Below are 12,692 nucleotides of genomic sequence, written 5' to 3' on the forward strand. Positions count from 1 at the left end.
GTCCTCCCGGACCGCCACCACCCAGAAGGACATCCATGACCACCCGAACCGTCGAACCGTCCACCCCGACCCCCCTGGTGGAGCGGGATCTGCCCGTCTTCCAGCAGATTCCGGGCCACTACGGGCAGACGCCGTTCTTCCTGACCCAGGACATGCTCGGTGGCCAGCCCATCGAGATCGCCGGGGGTGAGATCAGCGACAAGGTCGGCAAACCGGTGGCGGCACCCCACACCCATGAGGTGCCCGAGATCTACGTGCTGATGTCGCCGACCCCGGGGGGCGCGGTGATCGACGTCGTCGCCGGCGGGCAGCACTACGAGCTCGCATCGCCCGCCACCATGCTCATTCCGGCGGGAACGGTCCACCACTTCGTCACCAAGGAGGCTGAACCCGGCAGTTACTGCCTCGGGGTGCTGCTCACCGGGGGGACGTCCGTGGCGGCGGCCGGCGGACGTGCGTCGGCCGGTGAGCCGTCCCCTCAGCCGAGCCGCCGGGTCCAGCCGTACGGGTCCGCCGTGCGCCCGAACTGGATGCCGGTGAGCGCGTCCCGCAGCTTCTCGGTGACGGTCCCGGCCTCGCCCCCGCTGACGGTGAATTCCCCCTCCGGCGACCGGACCGTGCCGACGGGGGTGACGACCGCCGCCGTGCCGCAGGCGAAGACCTCGCGCAGCCGCCCGCTCACGGCGTCCGCACGCCACTCGGCGAGCGCGTACGGCCGCTCGACCACATGGTGCCCGGCGTCACGGGCCAGCGTGATGACCGAATCCCGCGTGACCCCGGGCAGAATGGTCCCGCCGAGAGGCGGCGTGAGCAACGTCCCGTCGTCGAAGACGAAGAAGAGGTTCATCCCGCCCAACTCCTCCACGTAGCGCCGCTCCACGGCGTCCAGGAAGACCACCTGGTCACAGCCCGCTTCCCGCGCCTGCGTGTGGGCCGCCATCGAGGCGGCGTAGTTGCCGGCGCACTTGGCCGCCCCGGTGCCACCGGGCGCTGCCCGGGTGTAGGCGTCCGAGACCCAGACCGCGAGGGGGGCCGTACCGCCGGGGAAGGAGGAACCGACGGGGCAGGCGATCACGCCGAAGAGATACTCCCCAGCCGGCCGCACACCGAGGTACTCCTCCGTGGCCATCTGGAACGGCCGCAGATACAGACTCGTGGCCGGGGCGCTCGGCAACCACTTCTCGTCCGCCGCGACCAGTTCGCCCACGGCACCGAGGAAGAGAGCCTCCGGCACTGCGGGCATCGAGAGCCGGGCCGCGGAAGCGCCGAAACGCCGCGCGTTCGCCTCGGGCCGGAACAACTGCGGGGAACCGTCCGGCGTGCGATAGACCTTGAGCCCCTCGAATATGGCCTGTCCGTAATGGAGCGCGGCCGTCGCCGGGGACATCGCGATGGGCGCGAAGGGCTGGATCCTGGCGTCGTGCCAGCCCTTGCCCTCGACGTACCTGGCAGTGGCCATGTGCTCGGTGAAAACGGTGCCGAACAGGGGGTCCGCCATGCGCTCCGCCCGCACCCGGTCGCTCACCCGGATTCTCACAAGGTCTTTCACGAATGTGCTGGGATGCGCGATGTCCATTTTCTCACCTCGGTTTTCGACCGGAAAAGGGCTGAGGCCAGGGTAGCGTCGTGTCCCGCCGGCGAGACGAGCCGGAAATCCAATTGGAGGGTGAGGATGACCAATCCGTTCGAGGACGAGGAAGGTGGTTATCTCGTGTTGACCAACGACGAGAACCAGCATTCCCTCTGGCCTGACTTCGCCGATGTCCCGGAGGGCTGGAAGGTGGTCCACCAGGGCATTCGCCAGGACTGTCTCGACTTCATCGAAAACAACTGGACCGACATGAGGCCGAAGAGCCTTGTGATCGCCATGGGCGCGGCCGGCAACGCAAAGGGTGGTGTGTGAGAGTGAACGCGGGCAGGCCCGAGCTGAGCGGTACCTTCGGAGCGGTTTCCTCCACGCATTGGCTGTCGTCGGCGGCCGCCATGTCGGTTCTGGAAAAGGGAGGCAACGCTTTCGACGCCGCCGCGGCCGCGGGCTTCGTCCTCCAGGTCGTGGAGCCTCATTTCAACGGGCTCGGGGGTGACGTACCGATCGTCTCCTATTCGGCGGCCACGCAGTCGGTACAGGTCGTGTGCGGGCAGGGGCCGATGCCCCAGGCCGCCACCATCGACCACTTCCGGTCGCTGGGACTGCGTCACATACCGGGTTCGGGTCTGCTGCCCGCCGTGGTCCCGGGAGCCTTCGGCGCCTGGATGCGCATGCTGTCCGAGCACGGCACTCTGCCGCTCGCCGACATCCTCGACCATGCCATCGGATACGCCGAGAACGGCTTCCCCCTGCTGCCCGGTGCCGCGGACGCCATCGAGGTGCTGGCACCTCTCTTCGAGACGGAATGGACCGAGTCCGGCCGGGTCTACCTGCCGGACGGGCGTCCCCCCAAGGCCGGTTCCCTCTTCCGTACGCCCGCGCTCGCCGACACGTACAAGCGGCTCCTGCGCGAGGCCACCGCCGCTCCGGGTGGCCGGGAGGCCCAGTTGGCCGCCGCCGAGAGGGCTTTCTACCAGGGCTTCGTGGCAGAGGCCATCGATTCCTTCGTCTCCTCGACGCCTGTTCTGGACGCCACCGGCCGCCATCACACGGGACTGCTGACGGGCCAGGACATGGCGGACTGGCGGGCCACCGTCGAGAGCCCCAGCAGCCTCCAGTACCGGGGGCTCACGGTCCACAAGCCCGGCCCCTGGTCCCAGAGCCCGGTCTTCCTGCAACAGCTCGCGCTCCTGGAAGGGTTCGACCTCCGGGGCATGGGGCTCGACAGTGCGGAGTACATCCACACCGTCACCGAGTGCGCCAAGCTCGCCTTCGCCGACCGTGAGGCGTGGTACGGCGACCCCGACCACGCCGACGTCCCCCTCGACATCCTGCTGAGCCCCGCGTACACGGCGGCCCGCCGGGCCCTCGTCGAGGACAAGGCGGCCGACGTGCTGCGGCCGGGTTCACCCGGTGGCCGCACACCGTTCGTGCCCGAGCAGGCGGACGCCGACTGGCCCGTCGCGGACGGCAGCTGGATGTCCCAGCTGGCCAACGGTCTGCCGACGGTCGTGAAGGCCACCGCCGCCCGCAACGACACCTGCACGATCGTGGTCGCGGACCGTTTCGGCAACCTCGTCGCCGCCGTACCCAGTGGAGGCTGGCTCAAGAGCTCCCCGGTCGTGCCCGGCCTCGGGCTCTCCCTCGGCACGCGCGGCCAGACGATGACCCTCCAGGAGGGTCACGCCAACTCCGTAGGTCCCGGGCGTCGTCCGCGCACGACCCTCAGCCCGAGTCTCGTGGTCAAGGACGGGAAGCCGCTCATGGCGTTCGGTACTCCCGGTGGCGACCGCCAGGACCAGTGGACCCTGGAATTCTTCCTCGCCGTCGTCGAGTTCGGCCTCCCCCTGCAGGAGGCGACGGAGACGCTCGCCTTCCACACCGACCACTTCTCCGCCTCCTTCACCCCGCACGAGTCCCGGCCGAAGGTGCTCGCCGTCGAACGCAACTGTGACCCGGCGGTCATCGACGACCTGCGCTCGCGGGGACACGACGTGGAACTGGCGGCCGAGTACTCGCTCGGAAAGGTCTGCGCCGTCGCGGTGGACGAGGAGGCCGGCCTGCTGCGCGCGGCCGCCAGCCCCCGGGGCCGCCAGACCTACGCCGCGTGCCGCTGACCCGACCACACGAACTGGGAGACCGACATGTCCGACGCACCGACGACTGCCGTCGAGGAAGCTCCCGCGGCACCGACCGCCCCGGCGAGGCTGAGCCTGCACCACATCGCGGTACAGACGGGTGACCTGGACCGGAGCATCGCTTGGTACCGGGACTTCTTCGGGGCCGAGGTGAAGTGGACGCTCGGCACCTTCTCCGAGCTGAGCATGGAACGCCTGCCGGGGTTGTCCGGCCTCGCCGAGCTGGAGGCGGGCGGACTGCGCTTCCACCTCTTCACCCGGGGCCCCGAGTACGGCGTGACCCCGCCGGCGGACACCAACCAGTACCAGCACATCTGCATCGAGGTCCGTACGCCGGAGGAACTGCGCGCCTGGCACGCCAAGTGGTTCACCGTTCACGCATCCGGAGCGCATTCCTTCGTCCGGCGGGAAGACGCGACGGACATCGTCGTCGACAGTGACGGTGTCGAGAGTTTCTACGCCTTCGACGTCAATGGCCTCGAATTCGAGTTCACGTATCTCCCCGGTGAGCGGGCCTGACGTTCCCGGTTCTGCCGAAAGAGAAGCCGGACCTCGCGTCCCGTTCCTTGGGGAAGGGTCGTGGGGGTCGGTTCCGTGACGTGATGGAGGTTTCCCCGTGGGCCTGGTCCTGAGTCGTGTGATGCGCTCGTCGCCCTACTGGCCGGTGATGAGCCACACGACGCTGCGCCGGGTCCTGCCCGGATTCGCGGTCTCCTCGGTGGGTGACGGCATGGCCGTGGTGGCGGTGAGCTGGCTGGCGATCGAGCTGGCTCCAGCCGCCGACCGCGGCATATGGGTGGCGCTGGCAGCCGCCGCCTACACCCTGTCCGGAGCGGCCGGCGCGCTGCTGCTCGGCCGCTTACTGCGCCACCGCAGGCCTGCCCAACTGGCCGGCTGGGACGCGGCGCTGCGGGCCGGGGCGCTCGGCGCGATCCCCGTGCTCCACGCCGCGGGTGTGCTCGGCATCCAGGGGTACGTCGCGCTGCTGGCGCTCTCCTCCGTGCTGCACTCGTGGGGCCAGGCGGGCATCTACACGCTGATCGCCCGGCTGCTGCCGGAACGCGATCACCTGGCGGGCAACGCCGTACTGTCCGGCATCGGTTCTATCGCCACGGTGGTGGGGCCGCCACTGGCGACGCTGCTGATCGTCTTCGGGGGCCCCGCGACGGTGCTGGCCGTGGACGCGACGACGTTCCTGGTCCTGGCACTCACCTTCCTGTGGGGCGTCCCCAAGGACGGTGTCCCCGAGCCCGACCAGGACCAGGCCTCCCGCACGGCCGGCTTCGCGGTGATCCGGCGCATCCCCGCACTGTCCGGACTGCTCGCCCTGAGTTTCGTCTTCTTCTTCCTCTTCGGCCCCGTCTACGTGGCACTGCCGCTCCACGTGTCGGACGACCTGGGCGCATCGGCCGGTGTGCTGGCCGCCTTCTACACGGCCTTCGGGATCGGCGCCGTGCTCGGCTCGGTCCTCACCGGCTTCCTCAGCACATGGCGCCTGTGGCCCACGACCGTCGGCATCGTCATCGGCTTCGGCTCCCTCATGCTCCCGATGGGCCTGGGCGCCCCGACGGCCGTGTCGGTCGTCTGCTTCGGGCTCGCCGGGCTGCTCTGGCCGCCGTACTCGTCCCTGTCGACCACGCTCTTCCAGCGCTCCGCACCCAGCGCGGTCCTGCCCCAGGCCCTGGCGGCGAGCTCCGCGGTCAGGGTCCTTTCGGTCCCCCTGGGCACGGCACTCGCGGGACCACTGGTCGCCACCCTCGGACCGGTCGGGACACTGCGCCTGTCCGGCGCGGCCATCGCCGTCCTGGGCCTGACCGCCGCCGCCGCACTCGCCCTGCGCACCCCCGAACAGCGCCGAAGGCCGAGCCGTGAAACGACGGGTGAGGCTCCACGTGGGACAGCCGCCATGGACGACGAGGACGCACGGCCGCACCCGTAGGCCTGTCATGCGGACGGCGGACCCGTGGGCGGGTCCGGGCTGTCGCCGAGCACGCCGGACATGGCGATGAGATAGCCGAGCTGGCCACGGCTGCGGCTGCCCAGCTGCTCCGAGGCCCGGCGCACATGCACCGCGACGCTGCGGCGGCTCATACCGAGCTTGCGGGCTATGGACTCGTCGGTCTCGCCGGCGACGATCGCCTGGAGGATCGTCCGCTGGGTGTCGGACATCACGGCCGCCGGCCGGTCCGCGACGCTCTGTTCGTCCACCGGGATGCAGCGCGCCCAGTCCCGCTCGAAGGTCTGGGCCAGGAAGCGGACGACGGCCGGGTGCCGTATCTCGAGCGCCGCGGCGCCCCGGTCGTCGGACACGGGGATGAACGCGACCTTGCCGTCACAGATGATGAGGCGCTCGAACACTTCCGCCGCGGTACGGACTTCGGCACCTGCGGCGACGACTTGCTCGATGTAGGCGAGCGTCGGCGGGTGGGCGCGCACCGTGTGCTGATAGATGGTGCGCTGATGCGTTCCCCGCGCGAGCAGCCGCATGTCGCGGTCCAGGGCGTCGCCGAGGTGTTCGACGGGACGGCCGCCTCCGGGCTGGGCCGTCAGCAGTTCCTCGCGGCACGCGTCCACGGCCGCCTCCAGGGTGTCGCCGATGGCGGTTGCCCCGACGAGCAGGGTGAACGCCGGCTCCTCCCGCGTCCTGGTGTCGTTGTAGACGGCGTCGAACCGCGCGAACGCCGCCTGAAGGGACTGCTCGGTCCGGTGGAACCGGTCCAACTGCTCCTTGAGCGGGCGGAAGACGGACACCGCGGCCGCTGTCGGCGGGACGGGGTGGACGACGTCCGGCTCGGTGGGTCTCCGGCTCACCAGACGGAGGGCCGTGAGGCACGGACGGCTGTCCTGCACCGGCAGGCTGCCTTCCGCCAGCGCCCTCCGATAGAGATTCAGCGCCGCCTCGCACGGCTCCAGCTCCGCGATACTGCCACATCTGTCCGGTTTTGAACACAGTTGCACGTCGTTCACAATCATGCAGCTTACATTCGTGCAGGAGTTCCCTTCTTACTGTCGGCCGCTCGCGGGCGACAGCATGAGGCCAGGGAGTGGATCGCCAACTCCCCGATTACAGGGGGAATTTGTTGTGAACACGTACTTCGGAAAGCTTGTCGTTCTGTCCGTCGTCATCGCCGGGGTTTCCGCCCCCATCACCGCCTCGTTCGACCAGCCCGGCCGGACGGCCGTCGTGGCCGACTCCGGATGGGGGCCGACCGAGCCCAGGACGACGCCTCTTCTCTCTTCCCACGCAGATCCGACATCCACATTCGCCAGCTGATTCCCACGTCTCCCTCGGCATGCTCAATGACGAAACCAGCGTTTGGAGTTCCGTGATGGACACCAAGGTATCGGCCGGGACGCCGGCCCGGAATCACACGGGAATCTTCGCCACCGAACTGACGGCCTGCGCGGAACGCACGCGACTGCGGCTCCCGGAAGACCTGCCACTGGAGAAGTGGTGCCGCATCGGTGACCAGATCCTCGCGGTCTCGGACTCGTCGGCGTGGTGGATAGGCGACTGGCTCGTCTTCGGCCAGCAGAAGTATCGCGATCGATACCAGCGGGCCATGAAGGAGACACTGCTCGACTACCAGACCCTGCGGAACTACGCATGGGTGGCCCGCAAGTTCGTCCCGCGGCGCAGGCGGGCCGACCTGACCTTCCAGCACCACATGGAAGTGGCGTCGCTGCCCGAGGACCAGCAGGACCATTGGCTGGACTTCGCCGCACGGCTGAAGTGGTCCAAGAGCGAGCTGCGCAGGCAGATCAAGGCCAGCACCGCGCCGGACGAGCCGTCGGCGGCGCGGGCGGAGATCAGCCTGAGCCTCCGGCTCGAGGAGGCGCGCGTCAAGCGCTGGGAAGAGGCCGCGCAACGGAGCAGCAAGAGCCTGACGGAATGGATGTCCACCGTCCTCGACAGTGCGGTGTGACCCTTCCGGCCCAGGCCACCCACATCCCGCGCGGGGAACGTGTCCGTTCGACAACTCGGTAAGCAAGAAGACAATGCGGAGGAGTGCAATACCTGTGGGAAGCATACGCAGTGCTGCGGGGACCAATGGGACCGAGATCCTGGAACTCCGCGACGAATCGCTGATCGACACCTGGCAGCAGTTCCAGACTTCGTCGATGCCGGAACTCATCAGTGCCATGCACCTGTGTCACGTCATCCAGGCGGTCGCGGAGACGGGCATCCTCGAGAGGCTGCGTGACGGCAGGCGGAGCGTGGAGTCCGGCCTCCTGGAGGGTATGAACCAGCGGATCGGGGAGAACGTCCTGCGCTATCTCGTCGTGCGCGGTCTCCTGGAGGAGTGGCACGGCTCGTACTTCCTCACGCACAAGGGGAAGCTGCTGACGTCGGAGATCTCACTGGCACGGCTCGGCTTCTACGTGGAGGCGTACGGTCCGGTCACCCGGCGCACGGCGGACCTGCTGACGGGAACCGCCGTGTACGGCACGGACGTGCACCGGAGCAACGGTCCGCTCAGCCGGCACTGCGGCACCGTGTTCGCCAAGTACTACACGCCGATCATCCTGGAGGCCATGCGCGACCGGGGTGCCAAGCGGATCCTGGATCTGGGCTGTGGTGCCGGGCAGCTCCTGGTGGACGCCTGCCTCAACGACCCCGAGATCACCGGGGTGGGTCTCGACATCGCTCCCGCGGCCGTCGAGGTGGCACGCGACCTCGCCCGCCGGCACGGCCTCGAGGACCGTCTGGAGTTCGTGGTGGGCGATGCCTTCGACCCCACGACCTGGCCCGAAGTGTGTCACGGAGCGGAGGTCATCAGCGGGATCGGGGTGCTGCACGAGCACTTCCGGGACGGCGACAAGGCGGTGGTGGACATCCTCGACGCCTACGCGGGTTACCTCACCGGCGAGAAGATGCTGCTCATCGGAGAGCCCGAACCGTTCTACGACGACCGGGAGAACGACTCCGACTTCTTCCTCATGCACGTCCTGACCGACCAGGGCTTCCCGGTCGACAGGAAGGCGTGGGCGGCGATCTTCGAGCAGACCGGGCTGACCTGCCGTCGTGTCCTCACCCGTGCCACGGCGGGGCCGCGGATGTGCTTCTACGACCTCGTGCCGCAGGCCTAGGTCCGTGCGCAGCGCGGCCATCGTGGGTACGGGCCTGATCGGCACGTCCGTCGCCCTGGCGTTACGAGCCGGTGGCACCGTCACCCACCTGATCGACACCGATCCCCGGGCGGCCCGGACGGCCGAGGCGCTCGGGGCGGGGACGACGGGGATGCCCCGGGAGGTGGTGGACCTCGCCGTCGTCGCGGTCCCGCCGACCCAGGTGGCGCCGGTGCTCGCATCGTTGCAGGCCCAGGGGGTCGCCCGCTTCTACACCGATGTCGCCGGTGTGAAGTCCCTGCCCCGCCGGGAGGCCGAGGCCCTCGGCTGCGACCTCACGTCCGTGGTGGGCGGACATCCGCTGGCCGGCGGTGAGCGGTCCGGACCGCTCACCGCCCGCGCCGACCTCTTCGAGGGCCGGCCCTGGGTCCTCGTACCGAGCGAGACGACCAGTACGCAGGCGCTCAATTGCGCCCTGGAGCTGGTGGCGCTGTGCGGCGCGACCTCCGTGCTCCTCGACGCGGAGACGCACGACCGGGCCATGGCACTCGTCTCGCACACCCCTCATCTGCTGTGCAGTCTCGCGGCCGCCCGGCTGTCGGACCTGGACGAATCGGTGCTGCGGCTGGCCGGACCCGGGCTGCGGGAGATCACCCGGACCGCGGACGGCAACCCGGCGCTCTGGGCGGACGTGCTCGCCGCCAACGCGGGCCCGGTGGCTGCCGCCCTGGACGCCTTCGCCACCGATGTGCGCGAAGCGGCGGACGCCCTCAGGGCGTTGGCCGATGACAACGGGCAAGGAAGTGAGCGCACGCGTGGCGGGGACCGGCTGAGCCTTTCACTGCAGAAGGGGGCCGACGGGCGCTCGGGCATCCCCGGCAGGTACGGAGTGCCGGAGCCGGCGTTTCCGGCCGTGGAGGTGGCCGTCGGCGACGCCCCCGGCGAACTGGCCCGGCTCTTGGGGGATGTGGCGGCCGTCGGATGCAACATCGAGGACGTGGACATCGAGCACTCCACGGAACGACGGGCGGGCCGCGTCCGGGTCTTCGTGGTGCGCGACCGGCTGTACGACCTCGCGGCGGAACTGCGGTCGAGAAACTGGGACGTGCAGGGGCTCCTGTCACCGGCCGCTCCGTAGGAGCCCCCGTCCGGCGTCGCACCGGTCCGGGGGAACGGCGGCGGCCGTTCCCCCGGATCCCGTCCGCTCCTGCGGCGGGCGGGCTGGGGCGCGGCAGCAGGCGCGAGTAGCCGGTCGGTACGCGACGAAGCGCTACGGGGCGAGGAGTTCTCGTTCGAGCCATCCTGCGGCGCGCGCCACCTCGTCGCCGGACGGCTCATTGCCGCCGGACGACGTCCACAGGCCGGCCATGCCCCGCCACACGGAGGCGTCGGGCTGCGCGCCGGTCCGGCGGCAGAGGTCCGTGAGCGTCATGAAGAGTGCGGCCGCACACCACCAGGCCCGTTGCAGGGCGTCCGCGACCTCGGCCGTGCGTTCCGGTGCGGCGCCGGTCGCACTCTTCACGGTGTGGCAGTGCGTCCTGATCACTGTGAGGTGTTCCCGGACGGTGCCGGGGAGGTCCGAGCGTCCGCGGGCGGTGCTCCGTCCGGAGGCGGCGAAGAGCGATATCCCCCCGTTGTGCCGCGGATCGAGGAGGAGCGCCTGCTGCCTCCCGGCGAGGAAGGCCGAGCGGTGCAGGCACGTCAACTGCTGTGCGGCGTGACCCGCCGGCGGCTGCGCGTCGTGGATGGCCGCGTGGGTCAACCGGGCGCCCTCCGTGGTGACGTGGTCGACCGATGCGAGCACCAACTGCCAGGAGCGCCGCATGATGTACGGCGCGCCGAGCACGTGTTCACCCTGCTCGGCCACCGGGTGAGGCCGTTCCGTCCCGTGGCCGAGCAGGGCGAGGAGCCGTCGCGTACCCAGCGTGTTCGCGAGGACCAGGGCCCGCAGGCTCACATGGTGGTGCAGCGCCTCGGCGAGTCCGGGGAGCCCGTCGGCGAGCACCGTGGCGGCTCGGCCGGCCTGGTGGGCGGGGTCGAGGCCCAGCCGGCGGAGTGCGTCCGCGGCCGGCACCTTGCGCCAGGTGCCCCTCCCGTCGCTCCACCAGGCCAGACCGTGGCCGGCCGCGGCTCGTGCGGCGTGGGCGAGTGGCTGCCCACCGGGGCCGGCACCGGTGCCGGGGCCCCGGGGGACCACGGGTGTGAACTCCCGGTTCCACTGTTCCGCGAGCGCCCTGTGCCATGTGGCGTCATGGCCGGTACCGTGCGTCGGCGTACGGCTCAGCAGGAGCCAGACCATGGTGCGGGTGACATCCGGAGGCTGGACGTCCGCGTCCCGCGGGTATTCCGGCACAGCGCTCCGGGCGGGTGCCGGCCCAGCACTCTCGAACACGCCCCGGCCGAACGGCGGGCAGTACCGCCCCGGGATGACGCGGCGCCCCCAGCCGGACCACGACAGCAGAGCGGACACGGGGCACAAGGATTCCCACGGCTCCGCCCGCCGGTGAATGCCGATCATATCCGTCCCCGCTTCTTCCGACGTTTTGCACGCCGATCCCAGAGGTGTCTCGCCGGCGAGACGATATCGGTGGTCCAGCCTGCCAGAATTCCCACCGGAAAAACCAAGGAGCGGTGACCGCCCGGTACGTTCGTGGTGGATCAAGCGCTCGGAAGATGAACGGCACCTGGCCATGACCTCACGTAAGTCAGGGAAGGTGGATGCCAATAGATTCAAGGGGGAAAATTTCGTGAACGGCTTTATGGACAGCATTTCCGGTGCTCTCGCGGAGGAGTTGACTCCGCGCGCCGCCGACGGGGTTCCGTGTCTGGAACTGAGTCCGGCCGAGAGCGCCCTCCTTCAGGAGATCGCCGATGCCGTGCTGGACGTGTGCCCCGGAATTCCGCTGGAGCAGCGGCTCGATCATCTGGCCCTCCTGGCCCACGAGGTGCCACTGCGCGTCAAGGCGCAGTTGACGACCTTCCGTCTCACCGGGCAGCCGTACGGCGGGCTGATGCTGGCGAACCTGCCCATCGACGAGGCCGAGGCCGGTCCGACTCCCACCACCTACGGGGACGAGCCCGCCAGCAGGGAGGCGCAACGAGCCTCAGCTCTCCTGCTGCTGCTCGGATCGCTGCTGGGCGACCCCGTCTCGTACATGACGCAACAGCGCGGCCGTATGGTCCTTGACCTGTTCCCCATCGCGGGGCACGAGGAACAGCAACTCGGATCCAGCTCGACGGGCAACCTCGAGTGGCACAACGAGGACGCCTTCCACCCGCTGCGGGCCGACTGGATCATGCTGCTGGCACTGCGCAACCACGACAAGGTGCCGACCACCTTCGCCCCGGTCCAGGACATCACGCTGGATCCGTCCACGCGTGAACTCCTCTTCGAGGAGCACTACGTGATCCTTCCCGACGAGTCGCACACCGCGGGCTTCAACGACTCCACCGTCGGAATCGCCGACGACGGCCGCACGGCCGAGGCCTTCAGACAGATCGCGGAGCTCTGCGAGCAGCCCCGGCGGACCGCCGTGCTGTCCGGATCGGCCGAGGCGCCCACCGTCTGCGTCGACCCCGCCTTCATGCCGGACCATCTGCACGAGGGCGAAGCGGCGCAGGCGCTCCGCACGCTGATCTCGGGCATCGACGCCAATCTGCGCGACGTGGTGATCGGGCCGGGGGACCTGCTGATCATCGACAACAAGCGGGCCGTGCACGGCCGCCGCCCCTTCAAGGCCCGGTACGACGGCAGCGACCGCTGGCTGCGCCGCGTCAACGTCCTCGCCGACCTCCGCCGGGCGGACGGCAGGCGCCACTCCGCTCATGGACGTGCGCTCACGTGACTCGAACGTTCGGGCCGGAGACATGGACGGTCGGACGGCCCGCGTGCGCGT

General features: G+C 69.8%; 11 protein-coding genes. 8 read left to right on the forward strand and 3 right to left on the reverse strand.

Translation table 11 applies throughout. The features are described 5' to 3' along the window. Positions 1-478: 478 nt before the first annotated feature. Positions 479-1,537 (reverse strand): branched-chain amino acid aminotransferase, encoded by a 1,059-nt coding sequence (locus A4V12_RS30465; RefSeq protein ID WP_234372385.1) that lies wholly within the window; start codon positions 1,535-1,537, stop codon positions 479-481. Between the two features lie 135 nt (positions 1,538-1,672). On the opposite strand from A4V12_RS30465, the gene A4V12_RS30470 reads away from it, so the two are divergent. From A4V12_RS30470 to A4V12_RS30485, 4 genes are all read left to right on the forward strand, one after another. After that, complete coding sequence (locus A4V12_RS30470; protein WP_064072730.1) at positions 1,673-1,903, forward strand: MbtH family protein; 231 nt, start codon at positions 1,673-1,675, stop codon at positions 1,901-1,903. Positions 1,904-1,905: 2 nt separating this feature from the next. Beyond that, positions 1,906-3,705 carry a gamma-glutamyltransferase family protein gene (locus A4V12_RS30475; RefSeq protein ID WP_064072700.1) on the forward strand — a complete coding sequence of 600 codons (1,800 nt, stop codon included), beginning with the start codon at positions 1,906-1,908 and terminating at the stop codon, positions 3,703-3,705. Between the two features lie 27 nt (positions 3,706-3,732). Then, positions 3,733-4,245 carry a VOC family protein gene (locus tag A4V12_RS30480; RefSeq protein WP_064072701.1) on the forward strand — a complete coding sequence of 171 codons (513 nt, stop codon included), beginning with the start codon at positions 3,733-3,735 and terminating at the stop codon, positions 4,243-4,245. Between the two features lie 148 nt (positions 4,246-4,393). After that, positions 4,394-5,665 carry an MFS transporter gene (locus A4V12_RS30485; protein WP_234372386.1) on the forward strand — a complete coding sequence of 424 codons (1,272 nt, stop codon included), beginning with the start codon at positions 4,394-4,396 and terminating at the stop codon, positions 5,663-5,665. A 5-nt stretch (positions 5,666-5,670) separates the two neighbouring features. Here the strand turns inward: A4V12_RS30485 and A4V12_RS30490 are convergent, their stop codons facing one another. After that, on the reverse strand, positions 5,671-6,693 hold the full coding sequence (locus A4V12_RS30490) for a LuxR C-terminal-related transcriptional regulator (RefSeq protein WP_234372387.1): 1,023 nt from the start codon (positions 6,691-6,693) through the stop codon (positions 5,671-5,673). A gap of 362 nt (positions 6,694-7,055) precedes the next feature. On the opposite strand from A4V12_RS30490, the gene A4V12_RS30500 reads away from it, so the two are divergent. From A4V12_RS30500 to A4V12_RS30510, 3 genes are all read left to right on the forward strand, one after another. Beyond that, positions 7,056-7,652, forward strand: a complete 597-nt coding sequence (locus tag A4V12_RS30500) for an LmbU family transcriptional regulator (protein WP_199831428.1) — start codon at positions 7,056-7,058, stop codon at positions 7,650-7,652. A gap of 94 nt (positions 7,653-7,746) precedes the next feature. After that, positions 7,747-8,817, forward strand: coding sequence for a methyltransferase domain-containing protein (locus A4V12_RS30505; protein ID WP_234372388.1), 1,071 nt, complete (start codon positions 7,747-7,749; stop codon positions 8,815-8,817). Between the two features lie 4 nt (positions 8,818-8,821). After that, positions 8,822-9,934, forward strand: coding sequence for a prephenate dehydrogenase (locus A4V12_RS30510; RefSeq protein ID WP_064072705.1), 1,113 nt, complete (start codon positions 8,822-8,824; stop codon positions 9,932-9,934). A gap of 132 nt (positions 9,935-10,066) precedes the next feature. On the opposite strand, the gene A4V12_RS30515 is transcribed toward A4V12_RS30510, so the two are convergent. Beyond that, positions 10,067-11,266 (reverse strand): aromatic amino acid lyase, encoded by a 1,200-nt coding sequence (locus A4V12_RS30515; protein ID WP_159028961.1) that lies wholly within the window; start codon positions 11,264-11,266, stop codon positions 10,067-10,069. Positions 11,267-11,555: 289 nt separating this feature from the next. Here A4V12_RS30515 and gntD point away from each other — a divergent pair, with 289 nt between their 5' ends. Next, positions 11,556-12,641, forward strand: a complete 1,086-nt coding sequence (gene gntD / locus A4V12_RS30520) for a guanitoxin biosynthesis L-enduracididine beta-hydroxylase GntD (protein WP_064072707.1) — start codon at positions 11,556-11,558, stop codon at positions 12,639-12,641. Positions 12,642-12,692: the final 51 nt, after the last annotated feature.

The organism is Streptomyces noursei, from assembly GCF_001646665.1.
Classification (GTDB): Bacteria; Actinomycetota; Actinomycetes; order Streptomycetales; family Streptomycetaceae; genus Streptomyces; species Streptomyces lavendulocolor.

Excerpts from the sequence above, each read along its gene's own strand:
- A4V12_RS30500 (WP_199831428.1), top strand. The coding sequence starts at position 7,056 with ATGGACACCAAGGTATCGGCCGGGACGCCGGCCCGGAATCACACGGGA.
- A4V12_RS30470 (WP_064072730.1), top strand. The coding sequence starts at position 1,673 with ATGACCAATCCGTTCGAGGACGAGGAAGGTGGTTATCTCGTGTTGACC.
- gntD (WP_064072707.1), top strand. The coding sequence starts at position 11,556 with ATGGACAGCATTTCCGGTGCTCTCGCGGAGGAGTTGACTCCGCGCGCC.
- A4V12_RS30480 (WP_064072701.1), top strand. The coding sequence starts at position 3,733 with ATGTCCGACGCACCGACGACTGCCGTCGAGGAAGCTCCCGCGGCACCG.
- A4V12_RS30485 (WP_234372386.1), top strand. The coding sequence starts at position 4,394 with ATGAGCCACACGACGCTGCGCCGGGTCCTGCCCGGATTCGCGGTCTCC.